General features: G+C 69.9%; 19 protein-coding genes and 1 pseudogene. 11 read left to right on the top strand and 9 right to left on the bottom strand.

The genetic code is table 11. The features are described 5' to 3' along the window. Positions 1 to 79: 79 nt before the first annotated feature. From ACZ6DT_RS15155 to ACZ6DT_RS15135, 5 genes are all read left to right on the top strand, one after another. Positions 80 to 613, top strand: a complete 534-nt coding sequence (locus ACZ6DT_RS15155) for an RNA polymerase sigma factor (RefSeq protein WP_465594350.1) — start codon at positions 80 to 82, stop codon at positions 611 to 613. 20 nt (positions 614 to 633) lie between these two features. Next, the gene (locus tag ACZ6DT_RS15150) at positions 634 to 1092 is read left to right on the top strand and encodes a peroxiredoxin family protein (protein WP_465594347.1); all 459 of its coding nucleotides are present in this window, start codon (positions 634 to 636) and stop codon (positions 1090 to 1092) included. Between the two features lie 32 nt (positions 1093 to 1124). Next, entirely contained in the window at positions 1125 to 1730 is a 606-nt protein-coding gene (locus ACZ6DT_RS15145) for a TetR/AcrR family transcriptional regulator (protein WP_465594344.1), read from the top strand. Next, positions 1714 to 3333 carry an acyl-CoA dehydrogenase family protein gene (locus ACZ6DT_RS15140; RefSeq protein WP_465594341.1) on the top strand — a complete coding sequence of 540 codons (1620 nt, stop codon included), beginning with the start codon at positions 1714 to 1716 and terminating at the stop codon, positions 3331 to 3333. The genes ACZ6DT_RS15145 and ACZ6DT_RS15140 overlap by 17 nt, the downstream gene beginning before the upstream one ends. A gap of 345 nt (positions 3334 to 3678) precedes the next feature. Beyond that, a complete protein-coding gene (locus ACZ6DT_RS15135) occupies positions 3679 to 4110 on the top strand; it encodes a hypothetical protein (protein ID WP_465594338.1) in 432 nt (143 codons plus the stop codon). On the opposite strand, the gene ACZ6DT_RS15130 is transcribed toward ACZ6DT_RS15135, so the two are convergent. Next, positions 4097 to 4846, bottom strand: a complete 750-nt coding sequence (locus ACZ6DT_RS15130) for a nucleotidyltransferase domain-containing protein (protein ID WP_465594335.1) — start codon at positions 4844 to 4846, stop codon at positions 4097 to 4099. The two genes, ACZ6DT_RS15135 and ACZ6DT_RS15130, sit on opposite strands and share 14 nt — an antisense overlap. A 31-nt stretch (positions 4847 to 4877) precedes the next feature. On the opposite strand from ACZ6DT_RS15130, the gene ACZ6DT_RS15125 reads away from it, so the two are divergent. Then, positions 4878 to 5525: a DUF4865 family protein gene (locus ACZ6DT_RS15125; RefSeq protein ID WP_465594332.1), complete on the top strand. Its 648-nt coding sequence runs from the start codon at positions 4878 to 4880 to the stop codon at positions 5523 to 5525. Here ACZ6DT_RS15125 and ACZ6DT_RS15120 read toward each other — a convergent pair. Together ACZ6DT_RS15120 and ACZ6DT_RS15115 are read right to left on the bottom strand one after the other, a co-directional pair. Then, complete coding sequence (locus tag ACZ6DT_RS15120; RefSeq protein ID WP_465594329.1) at positions 5462 to 6622, bottom strand: SWIM zinc finger family protein; 1161 nt, start codon at positions 6620 to 6622, stop codon at positions 5462 to 5464. The genes ACZ6DT_RS15125 and ACZ6DT_RS15120 overlap by 64 nt on opposite strands. After that, positions 6619 to 9336: a DEAD/DEAH box helicase gene (locus ACZ6DT_RS15115; RefSeq protein WP_465594326.1), complete on the bottom strand. Its 2718-nt coding sequence runs from the start codon at positions 9334 to 9336 to the stop codon at positions 6619 to 6621. Before ACZ6DT_RS15115 ends, ACZ6DT_RS15120 begins: the two co-directional genes overlap by 4 nt. A 68-nt stretch (positions 9337 to 9404) precedes the next feature. Between ACZ6DT_RS15115 and ACZ6DT_RS15110 the strand changes: the two genes are divergently transcribed. Further along, positions 9405 to 10199: a TetR/AcrR family transcriptional regulator gene (locus ACZ6DT_RS15110; protein WP_465594323.1), complete on the top strand. Its 795-nt coding sequence runs from the start codon at positions 9405 to 9407 to the stop codon at positions 10197 to 10199. A 10-nt stretch (positions 10200 to 10209) separates the two neighbouring features. Here the strand turns inward: ACZ6DT_RS15110 and ACZ6DT_RS15105 are convergent, their stop codons facing one another. Next, on the bottom strand, positions 10210 to 10464 hold the full coding sequence (locus ACZ6DT_RS15105; RefSeq protein WP_465594320.1) for a hypothetical protein: 255 nt from the start codon (positions 10462 to 10464) through the stop codon (positions 10210 to 10212). Between the two features lie 119 nt (positions 10465 to 10583). Continuing rightward, on the bottom strand, positions 10584 to 11621 hold the full coding sequence (locus ACZ6DT_RS15100) for a hypothetical protein (RefSeq protein ID WP_465594317.1): 1038 nt from the start codon (positions 11619 to 11621) through the stop codon (positions 10584 to 10586). A 73-nt stretch (positions 11622 to 11694) separates the two neighbouring features. Here ACZ6DT_RS15100 and ACZ6DT_RS15095 point away from each other — a divergent pair, with 73 nt between their 5' ends. Beyond that, entirely contained in the window at positions 11695 to 12828 is a 1134-nt protein-coding gene (locus ACZ6DT_RS15095; RefSeq protein ID WP_465594314.1) for a glycosyltransferase, read from the top strand. Continuing rightward, positions 12825 to 13180: pseudogene (locus ACZ6DT_RS15090) on the top strand (sigma factor); the annotation flags it as partial. The gene ACZ6DT_RS15095 and the pseudogene ACZ6DT_RS15090, both read left to right, overlap by 4 nt. 261 nt (positions 13181 to 13441) lie before the next feature. On the opposite strand, the gene ACZ6DT_RS15085 reads toward ACZ6DT_RS15090, so the two are convergent. After that, entirely contained in the window at positions 13442 to 13933 is a 492-nt protein-coding gene (locus ACZ6DT_RS15085; protein ID WP_465594310.1) for an anthrone oxygenase family protein, read from the bottom strand. A 32-nt stretch (positions 13934 to 13965) separates the two neighbouring features. Continuing rightward, positions 13966 to 14793 carry a Rossmann-fold NAD(P)-binding domain-containing protein gene (locus ACZ6DT_RS15080; RefSeq protein WP_465594307.1) on the bottom strand — a complete coding sequence of 276 codons (828 nt, stop codon included), beginning with the start codon at positions 14791 to 14793 and terminating at the stop codon, positions 13966 to 13968. A gap of 81 nt (positions 14794 to 14874) precedes the next feature. Between ACZ6DT_RS15080 and ACZ6DT_RS15075 the strand changes: the two genes are divergently transcribed. Then, the gene (locus ACZ6DT_RS15075) at positions 14875 to 15813 is read left to right on the top strand and encodes an AraC family transcriptional regulator (protein ID WP_465594303.1); all 939 of its coding nucleotides are present in this window, start codon (positions 14875 to 14877) and stop codon (positions 15811 to 15813) included. Here ACZ6DT_RS15075 and ACZ6DT_RS15070 read toward each other — a convergent pair. Together ACZ6DT_RS15070 and ACZ6DT_RS15065 are read right to left on the bottom strand one after the other, a co-directional pair. Next, entirely contained in the window at positions 15792 to 16745 is a 954-nt protein-coding gene (locus ACZ6DT_RS15070) for a helix-turn-helix transcriptional regulator (protein WP_465594300.1), read from the bottom strand. The two genes, ACZ6DT_RS15075 and ACZ6DT_RS15070, sit on opposite strands and share 22 nt — an antisense overlap. 116 nt (positions 16746 to 16861) lie before the next feature. Next, on the bottom strand, positions 16862 to 17665 hold the full coding sequence (locus tag ACZ6DT_RS15065) for a pentapeptide repeat-containing protein (RefSeq protein WP_465594297.1): 804 nt from the start codon (positions 17663 to 17665) through the stop codon (positions 16862 to 16864). A gap of 270 nt (positions 17666 to 17935) precedes the next feature. Between ACZ6DT_RS15065 and ACZ6DT_RS15060 the strand changes: the two genes are divergently transcribed. Next, on the top strand, positions 17936 to 19117 hold the full coding sequence (locus ACZ6DT_RS15060; RefSeq protein ID WP_465594294.1) for a S8 family peptidase: 1182 nt from the start codon (positions 17936 to 17938) through the stop codon (positions 19115 to 19117). Positions 19118 to 19167 lie beyond the last annotated feature (50 nt).

Genomic DNA, 19167 nt, shown 5'->3' with positions numbered 1-19167 from the left:
GTGGAGGCCGCTGAATCCTTTTACGAGGGTCGCGGCTCTTGTAGGGGCCGGGACAAGCTCGGTGTGGGAGGAGGTTGTCGTGGAGGCCGAGTGGCCGAGAGAGTCCTTGATCGTGGCGGCGCGGGGCGGGGACGCGTCCGCCATCGCCGCCTTGGTCTCGGGTTCACATCCGCATGTGCAGCGGTTCGCGCGCTCGCTGTGTGCTTCGCCGGAGGACGCGGAGGATTCGGCTCAGGAGGCGCTGATCATCCTGTATCGCAAGATCGGCACGCTGCGGGCCACGGGTGCGCTCGCTTCGTGGATGTTCCGGATCGTGCGCAACGAGTGTCTCCGCCGGGCCCGTCGGGCGTTACGCGGTGACGATCTGGCGAATCCGGTCGCGACGGTGTCAGCCGAGGAAGACGCCTTGGATCGGCTGGAGGCGCAGCGGGTGGCCGCGGCGATCGCCGGGCTGCCCGCCGATCAGCGTCGCGTCTTGATCATGCGTGACCTCCAGGGCTATCCGGGCCGGGCGGTCGCCGACGCGCTCGGTCTGAGCTTGGTCGCGATGAAGTCCCGGCTGCACCGTGCGCGGGCGACGGTCCGTTCGCTTCTCGGCAACCCCGCTTCCTGACCTTCTTTTGAGGAGTCTTCATGCTCGAAATCGGTTCCGCGGCACCTGACCTCGCCCTGGAAGACACCACCGGACAGGTTGTCCGGCTCGCGGAGTTCCGCGGTGAGGACAACGTGTTGCTGTACTTCATGCGCTCGACGACTTGTCCGGTCTGCAACAGCCATGTGAAGGACCTCGTGGGGCGTGCCGCCGACTTCGCGGCCGTCGACGTGCGTGTCTTGATCGCCGTCCCGGAGGGGCGGGCGGAGGCCAAGGCGTGGCGGACGAAGCGTGAGTTGTCGCTGCGGGTGGTCACCGGCCGGAGTGGCACACCGCATGAGGCCTTCGGGCTGTCGAAGAGGATGTTGCAGCAGTCGGGCAGTGTGCTGATCGACCGGGGTGGTGTGGTCCGTCATGCGCATGCGGCGACGATGCCCATCAGGGCTTATGACAGGAAGGGCATCGTGAAGGCCGTCGAGGAGCTGGCAGGGGTGCATTGACTGAAGGCGTGAATCAGTGCTTCACTTCTTGAGTGCCGTATCGCCGTACACCGAAGGTCCAGGAGCGACTGGACGCTCAGCGCGACGCCGTCCTCGCCGCCGCCATGGAGCAGCTGGCCGAGCGTGGGTACGCGGGTTGTTCGGTGTCCGCGGTCGCGGAGCGGGCGGGGGTGGCGGTCGGGAGTGTGTACCGCCACTTCCCCACCAAGGCCGCGCTGGTCGTGGAGTTGTTCCGGAAGGTCGTCACGCGTGAGGTCGAGGCGGTGCGGGCGGTCTCGGAGCGGCCCGGCACGCCCGCCGAGCGGGTCGTGGCGGTCTTCGACACCTTCGCGAGCCGGGCGTTGAAGACCCCGCGGATGGCGTACGCGTTGCTGGCCGAGCCTGTGGACGCGCCGATCGAGGCCGAGCGGCTGGTGTTCCGGCGCGCCTTCCGTGACGTCGTGGCCCAGCACGTGGCCGATGGTGTCCGCTCCGGGATGCTGCCCGCTCAGGACGCGGAGGTCACCGCGGCGGCGCTCGTCGGCGCGGCGGCCGAGGTGCTGATCGGCCCGTTGACCACTGGCAGCGCGGACGAGGTGTCCGGGCTGCGTACTTTCGTCCTGCGTTCCTTGGGAGGTTCCGATGCCGAGCACTCATGAGGTCACCAATCAGGTACCGCCGCCGGCGGAGTACGACGTCGCCGCCGATCCGGCCTTGCTGGCGGGGCTGGAGCGGGCGGACGCGGGCTGGGCGGTGGCCGAGGTGCACGCCCTCGGCAGGCTGGCCGGAAGTGAACAGGCGCAGGAGTGGGGCAGGCTGGTCAACGAGAACGAGCCGGTGCTGCGCACGCACGACCGGGTCGGGAACCGGATCGACGAGGTCGAGTTCCATCCGTACTGGCACGAGCTGATGGACGTCGCGGTGTCGCATGGGTTGCACGCGGCGCCGTGGCGGGATTCCCGGCCGGGCGCGCACGCGGCGCGGGCGGCGAAGATGTATGTCTGGGGTCAGGTCGACGCGGGGCACACGTGCCCGATTTCGATGACGTACGCGGCGGTTCCGGCGTTGCGGTTCAATCCCGAGCTGTCCGAGCGGTACGAGCCGTTGCTGGCGGCGACGGAGTACGACTTCGGGCTGCGTGAGCCGAGTTCGAAGCGCGGGCTCATCGCCGGGATGTCGATGACGGAGAAGCAGGGCGGTTCCGACGTCCGGGCGAACACCACCACGGCGCGGCCGCTCGGCGACGGCGGTTATGTGATCGTCGGGCACAAGTGGTTCACCTCGGCGCCGATGTCGGACATGTTCCTGACGCTGGCCCAGGCGCCGGGCGGCCTGTCGTGCTTCCTCCTCCCCCGTGTCCTGCCGGACGGCACGCGCAACGGGATCCGGTTGCAGCGGCTGAAGGACAAGCTGGGCAACCGGTCCAACGCGTCGTCGGAGATCGAGTACGACGACGCGATCGGCTGGCTCGTCGGCGAGGAGGGCCGCGGGGTGCGCACCATCATCGAGATGGTGAACAACACCCGGCTCGACTGCGCGGTCGGGAGCGCGTCGGGGATGCGGTACGGCGCCGTGCGGGCCGTCCACCACGCTCGGCATCGTCGCGCGTTCGGGGCGACTCTGGTGGATCAGCCGCTGATGGGCAACGTGCTGGCGGATCTGGTCGTGGAGTCCGAGGCGGCGACGACGGTCGGGATGCGGCTGGCGTCGGCCACCGACCGGCCGGACGACGAGCAGGAGCAGGCGTTCCGGCGGCTGGGGCTGGCGGTGACGAAGTACTGGGTGTGCAAACGCGGTCCGTCGCATGCGGTGGAGGCGCTGGAATGCCTGGGCGGGAACGGGTACGTCGAGGAGTCGGGGATGCCGCGGCTCTACCGTGAGGCTCCGCTGATGTCGATCTGGGAGGGTTCGGGCAACGTCGCGGCGCTGGACACGTTGCGGGCGATGGCGAAGCAGCCGGAGTCGGTGGCGGCGTATTTCGCGGAGGTCGAGCAGGCGTCCGGCGCCGACGCGCGGCTGGACGACGCGGTGGGCAGGCTGCGCAAGGAGTTGTCCGATCTGTCGGACATCGAGTACCGGGCGCGGCGGCTGGTCGAGTCGATGGCGCTGGTGCTGCAGGGCTCGCTGCTGGTGCGGCACGGCACGCCGGCCGTGGCCGACGCGTTCTGCGCGTCGCGGCTGGGCGGTGACTGGGGTGTCGCGTTCGGGACGCTTCCGTCCGGTGTGGACACCAAGACGATCATCGCCCGCGCCGAGGTCTGAGCGGCCTACCCTGACAGCAGGGCCCGTCGAAGTCGCATACCCGCTGGTGAAGTGGGTGGCGGGAAGTACATAAAGGGCCCCTTCGTGTACCCGGGCGCAAGGATGGGGTCCTTCATGTACTTGGGGAAGGTGTGAAGGTCGAGTTTTCTCGGCTGAGCCGAGGGAGGGCAGTCAGTTGTCACCTTCGCTTTCGCGCGTTCCGAACTCTGGGTGCCCGTATGACCACGTCGTGCCCCGGTCCGGTCGGTTCCCCCGGTCGGACCGGCGCCGAGCACTGCGAACAGCCGCCGGATTGCGGAATTCGGGTGCATCCAGACGCTCGTGCGTCGGCTACGTTCGTCGGTCATGGTCGATCGCCGAAGATGCCTGTTCCTGGTCCCCGTGGTACTGCTCGCCTCCGGTTGCGCGACGGCCGAGCCGACGCCGATCTTCGCCGCGGCGAGTTCGAGTCCTTCCGCGGAGAGCGGGCCGAGGATGGAGGCGGCGGCACCGTCCGGCACGCCGTTCATCGCGGCGGACGGACGGGATCTGAAGGCCTGCTCCGACGGGGAGTGCGAGGTCCTGGTGCGGACCGGCGACCAGATCCCCAACGACGGCGGCGCCGGTCCGCTTTCGGTCACGATCCAGGCCGGGAAGGTGGGTCTCGCCCCGGCTTCCGGCGGGATGGGCGGGGCGGTGTCCGGTCCGGCCGGGATGGTCCATCAGATCAACCGGCAGGTGATCGCCGTCGTCGCGGTGCAGGACGGCGAGGGGATCATCCGGCTCAGCAAGAGGTAACGGGGTCTTCGAGCGCGCGACGAAGGGCGACCGCACGCTCGGCATCGTGATGTTCGGCGACGGTCAGGTAGTGCCGAAGCAGGGCCTGCCGAGACCGTTCGAGCTCCGTCAAGCCGACCGACGTCGCCCGGGCGTCTCTCAACGCCTCCAGCGCGGGGGCGGGCAAGCGATCGACCTCACGGCCATGCCAGGGATTCAAGCCGTGCCGCAGGCACAACAAGGTGATGATCTGGTCGCGAAGCTCGTCGAGCATCATGACGGCTTGCCACGACCGTCCGCGGGCGATCGCCGAACGGGCGTGAATCGCATAAAGCCATGCCATACCGATCGCCTGCTCACTGCTGGGACCCGGCGAGCTCGTCGGCTCGTTGGCCTGGCCGAAGACGAGCCGGAAGCCGTCTTCGGTGGCGCGGAACCGATCGCGGGGCCAGAACGACAGGTCGACCTGGAGCGACGAGTCGAGCAGGAACACCCGATAGCGAACGCCCTCACGCGACAACACGTCGAGAGTGTCGGCAACTCCGAACCTGTCGTCGAGCAATCGAGTCCAACGCGCGACGACCGCGGGCTCGTCCACCTCGTCGGCGAGCTGGAGGACGATATCGAGGTCCGACCATCGGTCCTCGACGCCTCGAGCAGTCGACCCCACAACAGCGGCGCCGACAATATCCACGTCACGCCGGGCCAGGGCGATCAGTTCGTCGCACACCCGGGCGCGCTCCTCGACGTCGAACATCAGTCCTCCTGTACCTACTAGTATGTAAAACATGCATGCGATGCAGTACGAGATCACTCTCCCCGCCGATTACGACATGGACATCATCCGCGAGCGTGTCGCCACGCGCGGGCATCTGCTCGACGACTTCGGCGGCCTCGGGCTGAAGGTGTACGGGATCCGTGAGCGCGGCGTCGACGGCTCGACGCTGAACCAGTACTCGCCGTTCTACCTGTGGCACGACGAGGCCGGGATGAACGCCTTCCTGTTCGGCGGCCCGTTCAGCGGCATCGTCGAATCGTTCGGGCGTCCCGCCGTGCAGCACTGGACCGTGCTCGGCTTCGAGGAGGGGCCCGCGTTCGGCGTTCCTCCGGTCGCGGCGGGAAAGCACGTCGTGCGGATCCCTCGCGAGACCGACCCGGTCACCTTCCTCGGCGAGGCTCTCGACGGGCTGCGCCAGCACCTGCGCGAGGACGGCGCGCATTCGGGCGCGCTGGCCGTCGATCCGCGGACCTGGCAGGTCATCCGCTACAGCCTGTGGGCCGGCGAGGCTCCGGAGTCGGACGAAGTCCGGTATCGGAGCCTCCACCTGTCCTCGCCGCATTTGGCCGAGCTGCGGCGAGGACGGCAGTGGGATCAGCCGAGCAGCGCGGCGAACAGCACACCCGGATCGGCTTCGGGCGGGCCGGCGGGCCACTGATCCCGGTACGGGTACCAGAGCCCGTCCTTGCCCAGCCGCACCTGCACCCCGGTCCCGTGGACGGTGCAGCGGTTGCGTTCGACGTCCAGGCCCTGGCCGGGATCGTCTGCCACCTCGGTGAACGCGGCCCGCGCGCGGCCCATCGCCTGCGACGGCGGTGTCCACGCGGTCTCCAGCACTTCGAGACCGGCCCGGCCACCGTGCCGCCAGGCGAGCACCGCGCGGTCGAAGTCCTCACCCTTCTCGGCCGGGCGCAGCCTGTCGGCGACCTCCGGATGAGTGGCGGCGAGGCGGACGGAGTCCTGTTTGCGGGTGAGCTTCGGCTGTGAGGTCAGCAGCGCACCGGCGGCCTGGCCCGCGTTGGCGACTAGCAGGGCGAAGGTCTCCGACGGGATACCGGGCGCCCCGGGCACGGTCGGGCCGCCAGCGGGGACGAACGCGGCGAGATCCGGCAACGGTCCCGGCTCGTCGGCGTAGGCGCGCTCGGCCGGGATGCCATCGTCCCCGGTGCGCACGAACCGGGGCGCGTTGCGGTGCTGGAGCTCGTCGAGCAGTTCCCCCTCCCCCTTGCCCCGCATCAGCAGCAGCACGAAGGGGTCCGCGTCGAGCAGCCACGAGGCCTGGAACGACAGCGCCGCGGCATGCCGGCACGGCAGCTCCCAGCCGGGGCAGTCGCAGTCCGGGTCCAGGTCACCGATCCCAGGCAGCAGATGCACCCCGGCGTCGTCGGCGGCCTCGACGAGGTCGTGCGGCATGTCCCGGTCCAGCAGCGCGGCGAGATGCCCGGCACGGGAGGCGACCCGGTCGAGGAACCGGTCCCATTCGTCACCGGTCAGTTCCGCGAGGCGAACCTCGGTGCGGTACTGACCTTCCTGGTCGTCGACCACGGCGGCGATCCGGCCCGGGCTGACCGTGATCGGGCCGACCCGGCCCCCCGCGGCGTACTTGCGGCCCTGTTTGAGCTGCCGCAGGTCCAGCGCGGTGTCCTCCATCGCGGTGATCCACGCGCGGCCCCACCACGAGCGGGCGAACTGGCCGTGGCCACCCTGACGCCCGAAGGCCGGGAAGCCGCGGACGCGATCGTCGGGCGTACTCATCGGCGACTCCTCAGCTCGACCAGATCGGCCAGTTCCGCGTCGGTCAGTTCGGTCAGGGCGGCCTCGCCGCCGGCGAGCACCGCGTCGGCGAGCGCGCGTTTCTCCCGCAGCATCGCCGCGATCCGGTCCTCGACCGTGCCCTCGGCGATGAGCCGGTGCACCTGCACCGGCCTGGTCTGCCCGATCCGGTACGCGCGGTCGGTCGCCTGGTCCTCCACCGCGGGATTCCACCAGCGGTCGTAATGCACGACGTGATCGGCGCGGGTCAGGTTGAGCCCGGTTCCGGCCGCCTTGAGCGACAGCAGGAACACCGGCGCCTCACCGGCCTGGAACCGGCGCACGAGATCCTCGCGTTTGGGCACCGGTGTGCCGCCGTGCAGCAGCTGCGTGCCGATCCCGCGCTGGGCCAGATGACGTTCCAGTAGCCGCGCCATGGCCACGTACTGCGTGAACACCAGCACGGCGCCGTCCTCGGCGAGGATCGTGCCCAACAGTTCGTCGAGCAGTTCGAGCTTGCCCGACCGGCCGTCCAGCACCGCGTCCGACGGTTCCTTGAGGTACTGCGCGGGGTGGTTGCAGATCTGCTTGAGTCCGGTGAGCAGCTTGACGATCCGGCCGCGGCGCGCGATGCCCTCGCTGCCGGCGATGTCGGCCATCAGCTCACGCACCGTCGCCTCGTACAGGGCCGCCTGCTCGGCCGTGAGCGTCACCGGCCGGTCGGTCTCGGTCTTGGCGGGCAGCTCCGGAGCGATCCCCGGATCGGATTTGCGGCGACGCAACAGGAATGGGCGGACCAGCCGGGACAGCCGTTCCGCGGCTTCGGGATCCTTTCCGGACTCGACCGGTTTCGCCCACACGCGGCGGAAATCGGCCATGGCGCCGAGCAGCCCCGGCGTCGTCCAGTCCAGGATCGCCCACAGTTCGGAGAGGTTGTTCTCCACCGGTGTGCCCGTCAGCGCCACCCGCGCCGACGACGTCAGCGTCCGCAACGCCTTCGCCGTGCCGGAGCGGTGATTCTTGACGTGCTGGGCCTCGTCGGCGACCAGCAATCCCCACTGGACGCCGCCCAGGGGTTCCGGGTCGACGCGCAGGGTGCCGTAGGTCGTGAGCACGAAGCCGTCGCCGAGTTCGTCGAGCGAACGTTCGGTGCCGTGGAACCGGCGTACCGGGACGCCGGGGGCGAACCGGATGATCTCGCGTTCCCAGTTCCCCAGCAGCGAGGCCGGGCACACGACCAGGGTCGGGCCGTCCGCGCGATGCAGATGGAGCGAGATCAGCGTGATCGTCTTGCCGAGACCCATGTCGTCGGCGAGACACCCACCGAGACCGATCGACGTCATGGCGGTCAGCCACTGCAGGCCGCGCATCTGGTAGTCGCGCAGGGTCGCGGCGAGACCGCGCGGCGGCGCCTGCGGGTCGGGTGGCGCGAGCAGCCGCTCCCGCAACGCGGCGAGCCAGCCGTCGGTGAGGACGTCCACGCGTTCACCGTCGACCTCGGCCGTCCCGCTCAAGGCGGCGCCGAGCGCGTCGATCGGCGTGAGCGGTTTGAGGGCGCGGTCCCGCGCCTTCGCCGCCAGCGCCGGGTCAACGAGCACCCACTGATCACGCAGCCGCACGACGGGACGGTGCGCCTCGGCCAGCGCGTCCATCTCGGCCGCGGTGAGCGGCGCGCCACCGAGCGCGAGCTGCCAGTCGAACCGCAGCAGCGTGCCGCCGGCGAAGAACGACGGAAGGTCGTCCGGCGGCGCGTCACCGCCGCCGACGACAGCCTTCGCGCTCAGGTCGCGGACGAGACCGGCCGGCCAGTGCACGTCGATACCCGCCGTGGCCAGCAGGGGCGCGGCGGTGGTGAGCAGTTCGGTGATGTCGGTGTCGCCGAGCCCGACCTCGTCGGGCACCGCGGCGCTGAGCAGGGGTTCCAGCGGTGGCCACAGCTGCGCGGCGCGGCGCAGGGCCAGCATGACGTCGATCCGCGCTCGCGGGCCGAACCGGTCGTCACCCGACCAGAGCGCGGCGGCGTCGATCAGGACACCGGGGTCGGCGAGGCTGTGCACCTGGACGACCCCGCTGAAGCGGCCGGTCGTGAAGTCGTCGCCCGGTGCCTCGATCCGCACCGAGACCCGGACCCCGGAGTCCAGCCCGGCCGCGACCTCGGCCGCCCAGTCCCGCAGCTGCGGGAGACGGTGCGAAGGAGCGGCGGCGAACGCCTTGACGCCCGCCGCCTGCGCGGCCGCGGACGTGCGGGGAAGGGTGTCGGCCACGGCGTCGAGAAACGCGCGTAGCAGCGGATACCGCGCGGGGAGCAGGTTTCCTTCGCCCGGGATCGCTCGTGCCCGCGCCGGCATCGCTTCGGACAACTCGCGCAGCCAAGCGGCGTCGGCGGGTTCCAGCGGGCCCGCGCGCCAGGCGTCCACATCGGACTCCGTGAGCCCGGGAAGCAGCCTGCCCGCCTCGGCGAGCTTCAACGCCGCCGTGGCCGCTGTGCTCCAGAAGTGCGCGGAGGGATCGTCGCTCCCACGAAGCCGCAACAGCGCGGGGAGTGCCTCGGCCATCGGGAGCCGTACGCAGGGCACTGTGACGATCTGGGGAAGGGCGACTGTCACCTCCCCGGCCCCCGGCGTGTCCCCCTCGGCGTTCCAGAAGACGAATCCGCTGGTCCGAGGGGGATTATTCGGTTCGAAAACGACACTGCCGAAACCGTCGTGAGACGCCACTCAACCCCAATCTCTGTACGGTGTACAGTTCAGGATAACACAACTCTGTACACTGTAGAGAGATCGTGATGACAGACGCGGACCACATCGGCACGGGCGATCCACGGCGGACCATCGAACTGCTTTGGGGTGTGCGTGAGAAACCCCGTCGCGGCCCCAAACCGAAGCTCACCGTCGAGGAGATCGTCACCGCCGCGATCGAACTGGCCGACACCGAAGGCATCACCGCGCTCTCGGTGCGCCGGGGCGCGGAGAGGCTCGGTGTCTCCCCCATGACGATCTACACCTACATCCCCGGCCGTGCCGAACTGCTCGATCTGATGATCGACCGGGTCCACGGCGAACTGACCGACCCGCCGGAGAGTCACGACTGGCGGGTCACGATGACGATCCTCGCCGAGGACGCGTGGGAGATGTACCACCGGCATCCGTGGATGCTCCAGCTCACCACCGGCCGTCTTCCCCTCGGCCCGCACACCTTCGCCAAACACGAACGCGAACTCAAGGCCGTCGACGCGATCGGGCTCACCGATCTGGAAATGGACGCCGTGGTGGCGATGGTCAACGGATTCGTCCAGGGCATCGCGCGCGGTTCGGTCGAATCGGCGAGTCTCGTGCGGCGATCCGGGCTGACCGACATGGAGTGGTGGACGGCCAGCGCGCCGGTGCTCGCGCAGATCCCCGAGGCCGACGCGGGGCTGTTCCCGCTGGCGGCGCGGATCGGGCAGGCGGCCGGGGAGGCGCACGGCGCGGCGACCGCGCCGCTGCACACCTTCCGGTTCGGGCTGGCGCGGATCCTGGACGGGGTCGAGCAGCTGGTGAACGGCGGCTCCGGCACCTCAGGGGCCGAACTGCCCTCTTGACACGGTCAGGTTACTTGCCGCGTCGTCGCAGTGAGCGGTAGAGCAGCCACAGCGCCAGCGCGACCGGGGACAGGACCGCCGTGAACAGGATTCCCGCGAACATCCCGTAGCCGTGCGGATCGGTGGCCAAGCCGGTCGCGCTGAGAACCGCGCGGCCGACGAGCAGCACGATCACCGCGGCGACGCACGCCAACGCGCCGAGCACGACGCGTCGGAACACCGTCCGCGAGGTGCTCGTGCGGGTGGTGTCGTCCGGGGTGTCCATATGCGGCTCCGCGGGTTGGAACGTCACTCCGCGTCGGGAGTGCACACGGTCAGGAACGACTTCCGGTTCTCGCGTTTGACGTCCGCGATTTCCGAGTACCCGCTCACAGCCCGTGGACTCTACTGGAGCTCGGATGGCTCCACAGGCGGTTCGTGCGAAGGGGTGGCCGCTTCTTCGGCGACCGGGGGCCGGGCGAGTTCGGCGAGCTGACGGACGACGTCGTCGTATCGCGTCTGATCCGCGGCGGCACGGGCCTGTGCCCGATCCAGTTCGTCGGCCAGCGCCGTCGCCCGGGCTTCGGCAAGGCTGCGGGCCGTGTGCTCCTGAGCGAGCTCGGCGCGGACGCGGTCCAGATCTCCACGCAGGGCGGCGGATTCCTCGCGTGCGGCGGCACAGTCCTTTTCGGACACCGTCGCCCTGGCCTTCGCCTCGTCGAGCCGGTCCAGCAAGGATTCGAGTTCGGCCACCGCCCGAGCCAGTGCCGTGTCCCGCTCGCCCAGCTCGGCTGTCAGCCGGGTTTTCTCCTCCCGGACGGCCGCGAAGTCCTCGCGCAGCGTCCGGAGGTCGGAGACCAGCGCGTCGCGGGCGCGCTCGGCCGCCACGGTCGCTGCTTCCGCGGCGCCTCGCGCGCGTTCGTGGGCGGCGACCTCGGTCCACGAACGCTGGCGAGTCTCCTCCGCGTCCTTCAAGGCCTGTTCGGCGGCGCGTTCCGCTTTGGCCTTGGCCATCTTGTCGTCCCGGGACGCGGCCAGCGCGGTCGCCCGGGCGGTGTCGGCCTTCGCCGCCGCCTGCTGGGCGTCCTCGGTCTCGCGCCGGGCCGTGGCCGCGTCGGTCTCGGCTTCGGTGACCCGCCCCAGTGCCGCCTCGGCGGCGTTGTCGAACCGCGAGCGCATCGCGTCCAGCAGTTCCACGAGCGACGCCGCGGCCGGGGTGAACTCGTCGGCGATCCGGCGGACCTCGAGCAACGGATCGGCCACGCTCGCCACCGCGGCCGCCCGACGGGCGCGCGACGCGGCGTCGGCGTGCGTCTTACCGCAGTAGGCGGAAGGCCGACCGCCTTTGCGTTTCCCCTCGGCGTCCACCGCGGGCGGGGGCAGAGGATTCTCGCAGCCTTCCAGCGCGCACAGCCGGACCTCGTCGGCGTCCGTATCGATCACCGCAGCAGGGTAGCGCTGCCCTGCCGGGCGGGAAGCGAGGCAACGCCGGGGGCCCGCCGATAGGGTCGATCGCATGCGTGTCCTGTTCACCTTCGTCGGCGGCAACGGTCACTTCCGGCCGCTCCTGCCGATCGCCCGCGCGCTCGCCGACGCCGGGCACACGATCGCGTTCACCGGTGAACCGCTGATGGTCCCGGTGGTCGAGGCGGCCGGTTTCACCGCGTTCCCGTCAGGTCCGAACCTCGGCAGTGAAGGCGCACGCCGCCCGTTGCTGCCCGTGGACAGGGACCGCGAGGACGCCGACCTCCGCGACGGTTTCGTCCGCCGCACCGCACCCCTGCGCGCGGACGACGTCCTGGCGCTCTGCGCGGACTGGGCGCCGGATCTGCTCGTCTGCGACGAAGCCGATCACGGTGCGATGATCGCCGCCGAAAAGCTCCGTCTCCCCCACGCGACGGTCCTGGTCATCGCGGCGGGCGTCCTCATCCGTCCCGACCTGGTCGACGACGCGCTCAACGAGGTCCGGGCCGCCCACGGGCTTGCCCCGCAGCGGGACCTCGAAATGGCCTACCGCCATCTCGTGCTCTCCCCGTTCCCCGCGAGCTTCCGCGATCCCCGGTTCCCGCTGCCATTGACCACACAGCCGTTCCACAGTCCTGTTCCCGGTCGCGGGTCGACGCCGGACTGGCACGTCGAGGGCCGCCCGGCGCTCTACTTCACCCTCGGCACGATCTTCAACACCGAATCCGGCGATCTGTTCACCCGGGTGCTGGCCGGGCTGCGGGAGGTCGACGCGACATGCGTGGTGACCGTCGGGAACCTCATCGATCCCGCCGAGTTCGGCCGCCGGCCGGAGCACATCCACCTCGCGAAATACCTGCCGCAGGACGACGTCCTCCCGTACTGCGACGCGGCCCTCACCCACGGCGGTTCGGGCAGCCTGCTGGGCGCGATCGCCCACGGTCTCCCGATGGTGGTGCTGCCGATGGGCGCCGACCAGCCCCACAACGCCGACCGTGTCACCGAACTCGGGCTCGGCACGGTCCTCGACGTCATCGGTGCGACACCGGCGGACATCCGCGATGCCGTGACCACGGTGCTCGCGGAACCGTCCTATCGGGACGCGGCCGCGCGGTTGCGGGACGAGGTCATCGCGTACCCGACGCCGGAGAAGGCCGTTTCGCTGCTCGAAGGACTGCTCCGATGACCACCGACCTCGACGCCGCGATCACCCAGGCGTTCCGTGAAGAGTCCGGGCAGGTGATCGCCACCCTGATCCGGGTCACCGGCGACCGGGAGCTGGCCGAGGATGCGTCCAGGAGGCGTTCGCCCTCGCGGTGCGCACCTGGCCGCGCGACGGTGTCCCGGCGAAACCCGGCGTCTGGTTGACCACGGCGGCACGTAACCGGGCCACCGACCGGATCCGGCGAGAGGCGGTCAGCTCGGAGAAACTCCGGGAGGCCGCCGAACTGAACGCGCCCGGCGAGCCGGAACGGGACGAGAGCGGCATCCACGACGACAGGCTCCGGCTGATCTTCACCTGCTGTCACCCCGCGCTGTCCGGACTACGCGGCGCTGAAGGCGTCGGGGACGCGGATCGTCGTCGGCGTCGGCAACCGACCTATTTCCCCGGCGATCACGGTGGTTTCGCCGCCGAGGCCGCCGCGTTCGCTCCGCTGCTCCGGGAGGTCCTCGGCGCTTGAGGGCGGTCCCGCGCTGCGAAGGCTCCCTCCACGTAGGGGCTGAACCGCCGCTATGAACGGTCCTTTACTTGCAGAATTTGCAAGTAAAGGACCGTTCATAGCGCGCCGCGAGGCGGATCAGGCGCGGACGTGCACGATCAACCCGCCGACCAGAGCACCGAAGCCACCGATCGCGGCCAAGGTCCGGACGAGGTTCCAGCGTTCCCAGACACCCTCGAACTTCGCCCGCAATGCGTCGAAGTCGGTGTTGTCGCCGTCGAAGCCGGCTTCGAGCGCGTTGTTCAGCGGCACGTTGATCGCCATGGTCACGATCAGCATCACCAGCAGCAGGACGAACCCCGCGATGAGCCACGGCAGCGCGGACCGCACTTCCGACCGGAAGTGCAGCACCGCCGCCACCGCGGCGAGCAAGGGCGCGCCGCCGAAACTCAGCGCGAACCAGCCGTTGAGGATCGCGATGTTGATTTCCCGCATCCCGGTCACGTACGTCCGGGCGTCGGCCCGCGCCAGCCCCGGCATGACCGAGCACGTATAGGCGTAGAACAAGCCCGCGATCAACCCCGCGGTGATGACTGCCGCGATCAGGGCGATCTCGCTCAGCGTCGACATTCCGGTCGCCTTCCTTCCGAGCCTTGCTCGGTTCATCGATTCCAGACCCCAGTGGCCGCGGCTTTCGTGGCGTACTCGGAGAAGTCCCTGGCGGGCCTGCCCAGCACCTTCTCGACGTCGCCGGTGATCGATTCGTTCCGGCCGTCGAGGACGCGCGTGAACAGGTCGGTCAGGCCTTCGATCTCCTCCTCCGGCACGCCCTGTTCGGCCGCGCCCGCCGCGAATTCCGCGGCGGAAACCGGAACGTACCGGACATCCCGCCCCGCGGCCTTACTGATTTCCGCTGCCGCGTCGGCGAAACCCAGCAACTTGGGCCCGGTCAGCTCGTACACCTCGCCGTTGTGCCCGTCGGTGGTCAACGCCGTCACCACGACGTCGACGATGTCCTCGACGTCGATGAACGGCTCGGTCACCTGCCCGGCGGGCAGCACGATCTCGCCGGCGAGTACCGGTTCCAGCAGGAAGTGCTCGCTGAAGTTCTGTGCGAACCAGCTCGACCGCACGACCGTCCACTCGGCACCGGAGTCCCGCACACCCTGCTCGCTGACCTCGGCCTCTTCCTCGCCGCGGCCGGACAGCAGGACCAGCCGCCGGACACCGTGTTCCACGGCCAGCTTCGAGAAGTCGCGGATCGCCTCGGCGGCACCGGGGAAGGCGAGGTCGGGGTAGTAGGTGAGGTAGGCTGCGCCGACTCCGGTGACCGCGGCGGTCCAGGTCGAGCGGTCGTCCCAGTCGAACGTGGGCCGTGAGGCCTTGCGGACCTCGATCCCCTGTTCGGTCAGCCGCTGCGCCACCCGGCTCCCGGTCTTGCCAGTCGCGCCGAGGACCAGGACCGTCTCGTTGTTCTTCGTGTTTGTCATGCCCTTAGTCAAGCGGCTCAAGATGAGACGGAACATAGTTCAAAGGCTCTGTTCCATGTTTTATCGTCTACACTCGGTGGCATGGATCCCCTTGCTGGTCTGCTGGACGGACCTCGTGCCCGCGGTGCTTTCCTGCTGAAGTCGGTCATGACCCCGCCATGGTCGCTGCGCGTCGAGGACGAGGCGCCGCTGACGGTGATGGCGCAGGTTCGCGGCGAGTCCTGGGTCGTTCCCGATCACGGGGACGCCGTCCATCTCGGCACCGGTGACATCGCCATCGCCCGCGGCCCGGACGCGTATCTCGTCGCCGACGACCCGGCCACACCGCCGCAGGCGATGATCCTGCCGGGCCAGGCATGCCTGGCCCCGGACGGACAGCACCTCACCGAGTGGTCCGACCTCGGTGTCCGCACCTGGGGCAGCGATCCGGACGGCCCCGTCGTGCTGCTCACCGGCACCTATCCGCTGGAAGGCGAGATCAGCAAACGGCTCCTCAACGCGCTGCCGTCACTTCTGGTCGTGCGGGACGAGGAGTGGGAGAACCCGCTCGTGCCGCTGCTCGCCGGGGAGATCGTCAAGGACACGCCCGGTCAGGAAGCCGTCCTGGACCGGGTTCTCGATCTGCTGCTGGTCGCCGCGCTGCGGACCTGGTTCGACCGGCCCGGCGCCGCGGCTCCCGCCTGGTATCGCGCGCACAGCGACCCCGTCGTCGGACGGGCGCTGAAACTGTTGCAGCACAAGCCTTCCGAACCGTGGACGGTGGCGAGTCTCGCCGCCGACACCGGAGTGTCCCGGGCCGCTTTCGCCCGGCGGTTCACCGCCGCGGTGGGCGAACCGCCGATGGCGTACCTCGCGAGCTGGCGGATCGCGCTCGCCGCGGATCTCCTGCGCCAGCACCCCGACGTCACGATCGGCGCGGTCGCCCGGCAGGTCGGTTACGGCAGTCCGTTCGCGCTCAGCACCGCGTTCAAACGCGAACACGGGGTCAGCCCGCAGGTTTACCGCGCCGGAGCCGCGTAGCGCTCGATCAGTTCCGCGCCGATCCGCGCGAGTTCCTCCTGGACCGACGGCGGGCCCAGCACCTCGATCATCGAGCCCCAGCCCGCGAGCTGCTGGGCGATCATCCACGCCGCCGGTGCCGAAACCGTCACCCGCACGCGCCCGTCGTCGAGCGTCTCCTCGACGCGCGCTTGCCGTCCGAAGTGGTCCTGGAGGATCGGCAGATGCCGCTCGGCGATGAGCACGGTCGCGTCCAGCCCCGAACGCCGTTGCTCGACCCGGTCGACGACCTGTTCCCATGCCAGGGAAAGCTCGAAGTCGTCCGGGCGGCCGGCGGGCAGGTCGCTCACCTCGGCGCCGGACATGCGGTCGACGCGGAAGGTGCGCTGACCCTTCTCGGTACCGGCGACGAGGTACCAGATGTCGTCCTTGTCCACGAGTCCCCACGGATCCACGATCCGCTCGACCGGTTCCGCGCCCATTTTCGCGTAGCCGAAACGGACTTTGCGGCGCCGGACGATCCCGGCCTGCAGCACGGTGAGCAGCTCGGGTCGTTCTTTCTCGCGCTCACCCCACCGAGACGGGTCGATGACGACCGCGGCCGCGGCGGCCTGCGCGTCGGCGCGGAAGGTGTCGGGCAGGGCCCGGACCAGCTTGCGCAGCGCGGATTTGACCTCGGGCGAGATCGACGCGGTCGGACCCGCGAGCAGGAACAGCGCCTGCGCCTCCGACGCGGACAGTCCACTGAGGTCGGTCCGCGCGCCGCCGATCAAGGACCAGCCGCCGCCACGGCCGGGTTGCGGATACACCGGCACGCCCGCCGCGGACAGCGCTTCGAGGTCACGCCGGGCGGTGGCGACCGAGACCTCGAGTTCGCCAGCCAATTCGGAAGCCGTGACGCGGCCACGGGCCTGCATCAGCAGGAGGGTGGCCACCAGGCGATCGGCACGCATACGCCCAGTCTCGCAGCCGAACCGCTCACCCGATGCGCACTTTCCCCTCGCGTTTCGTCCTCTGGATGCGGTAGTTCGCGATACCAACTACCGCATCCAGAGGACGAAATGCGGGGTTACCAGTGGGTGGGGTGGGAGACCGACGCCGGCAGCTTCGTGGTCGCATCGCCCTTCGCCGCGTCCAGTTGGGACTGAACGAGGAAGAGAGCGTCGCGCAGATCGGCTCCGCGGAGGTCGGCGTCACGCAAATCCGCCCCGGTGACGTCGGCCCGCCGGAGATCGGCTCCCCGCAGGTCCGCGCCGATCAGGTACGCCCCGCGCAGAAGCGCGCCGCGCAGGTTCGCGCCCTTGAGCTTCCCGCCGATGAGGTCGGCGCCCCGCCGATCCTTCTTCTTGCCCGGCACCTCGGCTCGGGCGAGTTCGCTGGCGCGCACCAGCAGTCCGTTCACCGCGCCCCGGTGCGTGTGGACGTCCAGTGTCCGCAGCACCCCGGGCGTCTCCAGCGTCATCCGCTCCGTCCGGTCGATCATCTCGGTCAGGTCGTCGCGGATCGTGGCGGACGTCGGCAGTGAGACCGCCTCGGTGAGGTAGTAGAGCAGTTCCTGCAGATCCCGCACGACCGGGAAGACCGCGAACATCGTTCTCGCCGTCTTCGGCGCTTTCCGCCAGTCCTCGCCGTCGAAGGTGACCTGGGAGACCTTCTGGCCCGCGCCGAAGCAGTCGTAGACCGTGCAGCCGGTGAAGCCCGTCTTGCGGAGCTTGTCGTGGATGCCGCACAGGGAGTCCTCGCGCAGGTTCGGGCACGCCTGTCCCGCCGGTTTGGTGATCGCGAAGTCGGCCGACGCCGCGAAGGCCGGGACGACACAGCACAGGCCGAAGCAGTTCTCGCAGTCGGCTCGCAGGCTGGAAAGGGCTGGCACGGTGGTTCGGACTCCAGATGCTCGGCAGGGTGTTCCCTCCCCAGGGTACGGCGGGGCCGAGGTGCACTTTCCGTGCAGGGCACCCGCCGCCAATGGCCGCCAGACGAAGGTCGGGTCCTGCCCCGTTCAGTCGATATCGGACAGGTCAAACGCTCAATAACCTCGAACTTCGTGGGATTCGGCAGGTGCCGTCCCATGCGGTCGAGCTGGGCCGCTTTCCGCCGCTGTGGTCTTGACCGGCCGGTCCCCTGCGAACGACAGGACGAACACATGCGAGAGACGAGACAAGCGCGTTGGCTGTCCCGTGCCGGACTGGCGAGCGCGGTCGCGGTGGCGATCAGCGTGACCGCCGCACCCGCGCAGGCCGCCGAAGGACAGATCCTCGCCGCCGGATCCGCCGAAGCGATCCCGAACAGCTACATCGTCACGCTGAAGGACACCGGCGTCGTGGACGCGCTGGCGAATCGGTTCGGCGCGAAGGTGGAGCAGGTCTACAGCAGCTCGCTCAAGGGTTTCTCCGCGACGCTGTCGGAGCGGCAGGCCAAACGGCTCGCCGGCGACCCCTCGGTGGCGTCCGTCGAGCAGAACCAGGTCGTCCACGCGGACGCGACCCAGATCAACCCGCCGTCGTGGGGCCTCGACCGCGTCGACCAGCGCAACCTCCCGCTCGACCAGCGCTACAGCTACACCTCGACCGGCGCGGGCGTGAACGTCTACGTCATCGACACCGGCGTGCGGATCAGCCACCAGACCTTCGGCGGCCGCGCCCGCAACGGCTACGACTTCGTCGACAACGACGCCGTCGCCCAGGACGGGAACGGTCACGGCACCCATGTCGCCGGCACCATCGCCGGTTCGCAGTACGGCATCGCCAAGGGCGCCACGGTCTACGGCGTCCGCGTGCTCAACAACTCCGGCAGCGGCACCACCGCCGGCGTCATCGCGGGCATCGACTGGGTCACCAAGAACCACGTCAAACCGGCCGCGGCCAACATGAGCCTCGGCGGCGGCGCCTCCACCACCCTCGACGACGCCGTCCGCCGGTCGATCACCGCGGGCGTCACCTACGGCGTGGCCGCCGGGAATTCCAACGCGAACGCCTCGGGCTTCTCCCCCGCCCGCGTGACCCAGGCCATCACCGTCGGCTCGAGCACCAACACCGACGCGCGCTCCAGCTTCTCCAACTACGGCAGCGTCGTGGACATCTTCGCGCCGGGCACGAGCATCACGTCGTCTTGGCACACCAACGACACCGCGACGAACACCATCAGCGGCACCTCGATGGCGACCCCGCACGTGGTCGGTGTCGCGGCCCGGTTCCTGCAGAACAACAAGACCGCCACGCCCGCACAGGTGGCGACCGCGCTGATCAACGCGGCCACCCCCGGCAAGGTGACGAACCCGGGCTCCGGTTCCCCGAACCGGCTCCTGTACTGGGCGCCGACCGCCTGATCACCTCCCCCGCGCGTGCTGGGAAAGGACCGTTCCTTGCGAATTTCGCA

It is taken from the genome of Amycolatopsis sp. NPDC041971 (assembly GCF_055588925.1).
This window is presented reverse-complemented; position numbering and strand designations above follow the sequence as displayed.

What these genes read in the sequence shown, in the direction of transcription:
- ACZ6DT_RS15075 (WP_465594303.1), top strand. Translation starts at nt 14,875, where the DNA reads ATGGATCCCCTTGCTGGTCTGCTGGACGGACCTCGTGCCCGCGGTGCT.
- ACZ6DT_RS15150 (WP_465594347.1), top strand. Translation starts at nt 634, where the DNA reads ATGCTCGAAATCGGTTCCGCGGCACCTGACCTCGCCCTGGAAGACACC.
- ACZ6DT_RS15140 (WP_465594341.1), top strand. Translation starts at nt 1,714, where the DNA reads ATGCCGAGCACTCATGAGGTCACCAATCAGGTACCGCCGCCGGCGGAG.
- ACZ6DT_RS15110 (WP_465594323.1), top strand. Translation starts at nt 9,405, where the DNA reads ATGACAGACGCGGACCACATCGGCACGGGCGATCCACGGCGGACCATC.
- ACZ6DT_RS15070 (WP_465594300.1), bottom strand. Translation starts at nt 16,745, where the DNA reads ATGCGTGCCGATCGCCTGGTGGCCACCCTCCTGCTGATGCAGGCCCGT.
- ACZ6DT_RS15130 (WP_465594335.1), bottom strand. Translation starts at nt 4,846, where the DNA reads ATGTTCGACGTCGAGGAGCGCGCCCGGGTGTGCGACGAACTGATCGCC.
- ACZ6DT_RS15105 (WP_465594320.1), bottom strand. Translation starts at nt 10,464, where the DNA reads ATGGACACCCCGGACGACACCACCCGCACGAGCACCTCGCGGACGGTG.
- ACZ6DT_RS15080 (WP_465594307.1), bottom strand. Translation starts at nt 14,793, where the DNA reads ATGACAAACACGAAGAACAACGAGACGGTCCTGGTCCTCGGCGCGACT.
- ACZ6DT_RS15125 (WP_465594332.1), top strand. Translation starts at nt 4,878, where the DNA reads ATGCATGCGATGCAGTACGAGATCACTCTCCCCGCCGATTACGACATG.
- ACZ6DT_RS15135 (WP_465594338.1), top strand. Translation starts at nt 3,679, where the DNA reads ATGGTCGATCGCCGAAGATGCCTGTTCCTGGTCCCCGTGGTACTGCTC.
- ACZ6DT_RS15085 (WP_465594310.1), bottom strand. Translation starts at nt 13,933, where the DNA reads ATGTCGACGCTGAGCGAGATCGCCCTGATCGCGGCAGTCATCACCGCG.
- ACZ6DT_RS15120 (WP_465594329.1), bottom strand. Translation starts at nt 6,622, where the DNA reads ATGAGTACGCCCGACGATCGCGTCCGCGGCTTCCCGGCCTTCGGGCGT.
- ACZ6DT_RS15060 (WP_465594294.1), top strand. Translation starts at nt 17,936, where the DNA reads ATGCGAGAGACGAGACAAGCGCGTTGGCTGTCCCGTGCCGGACTGGCG.
- ACZ6DT_RS15095 (WP_465594314.1), top strand. Translation starts at nt 11,695, where the DNA reads ATGCGTGTCCTGTTCACCTTCGTCGGCGGCAACGGTCACTTCCGGCCG.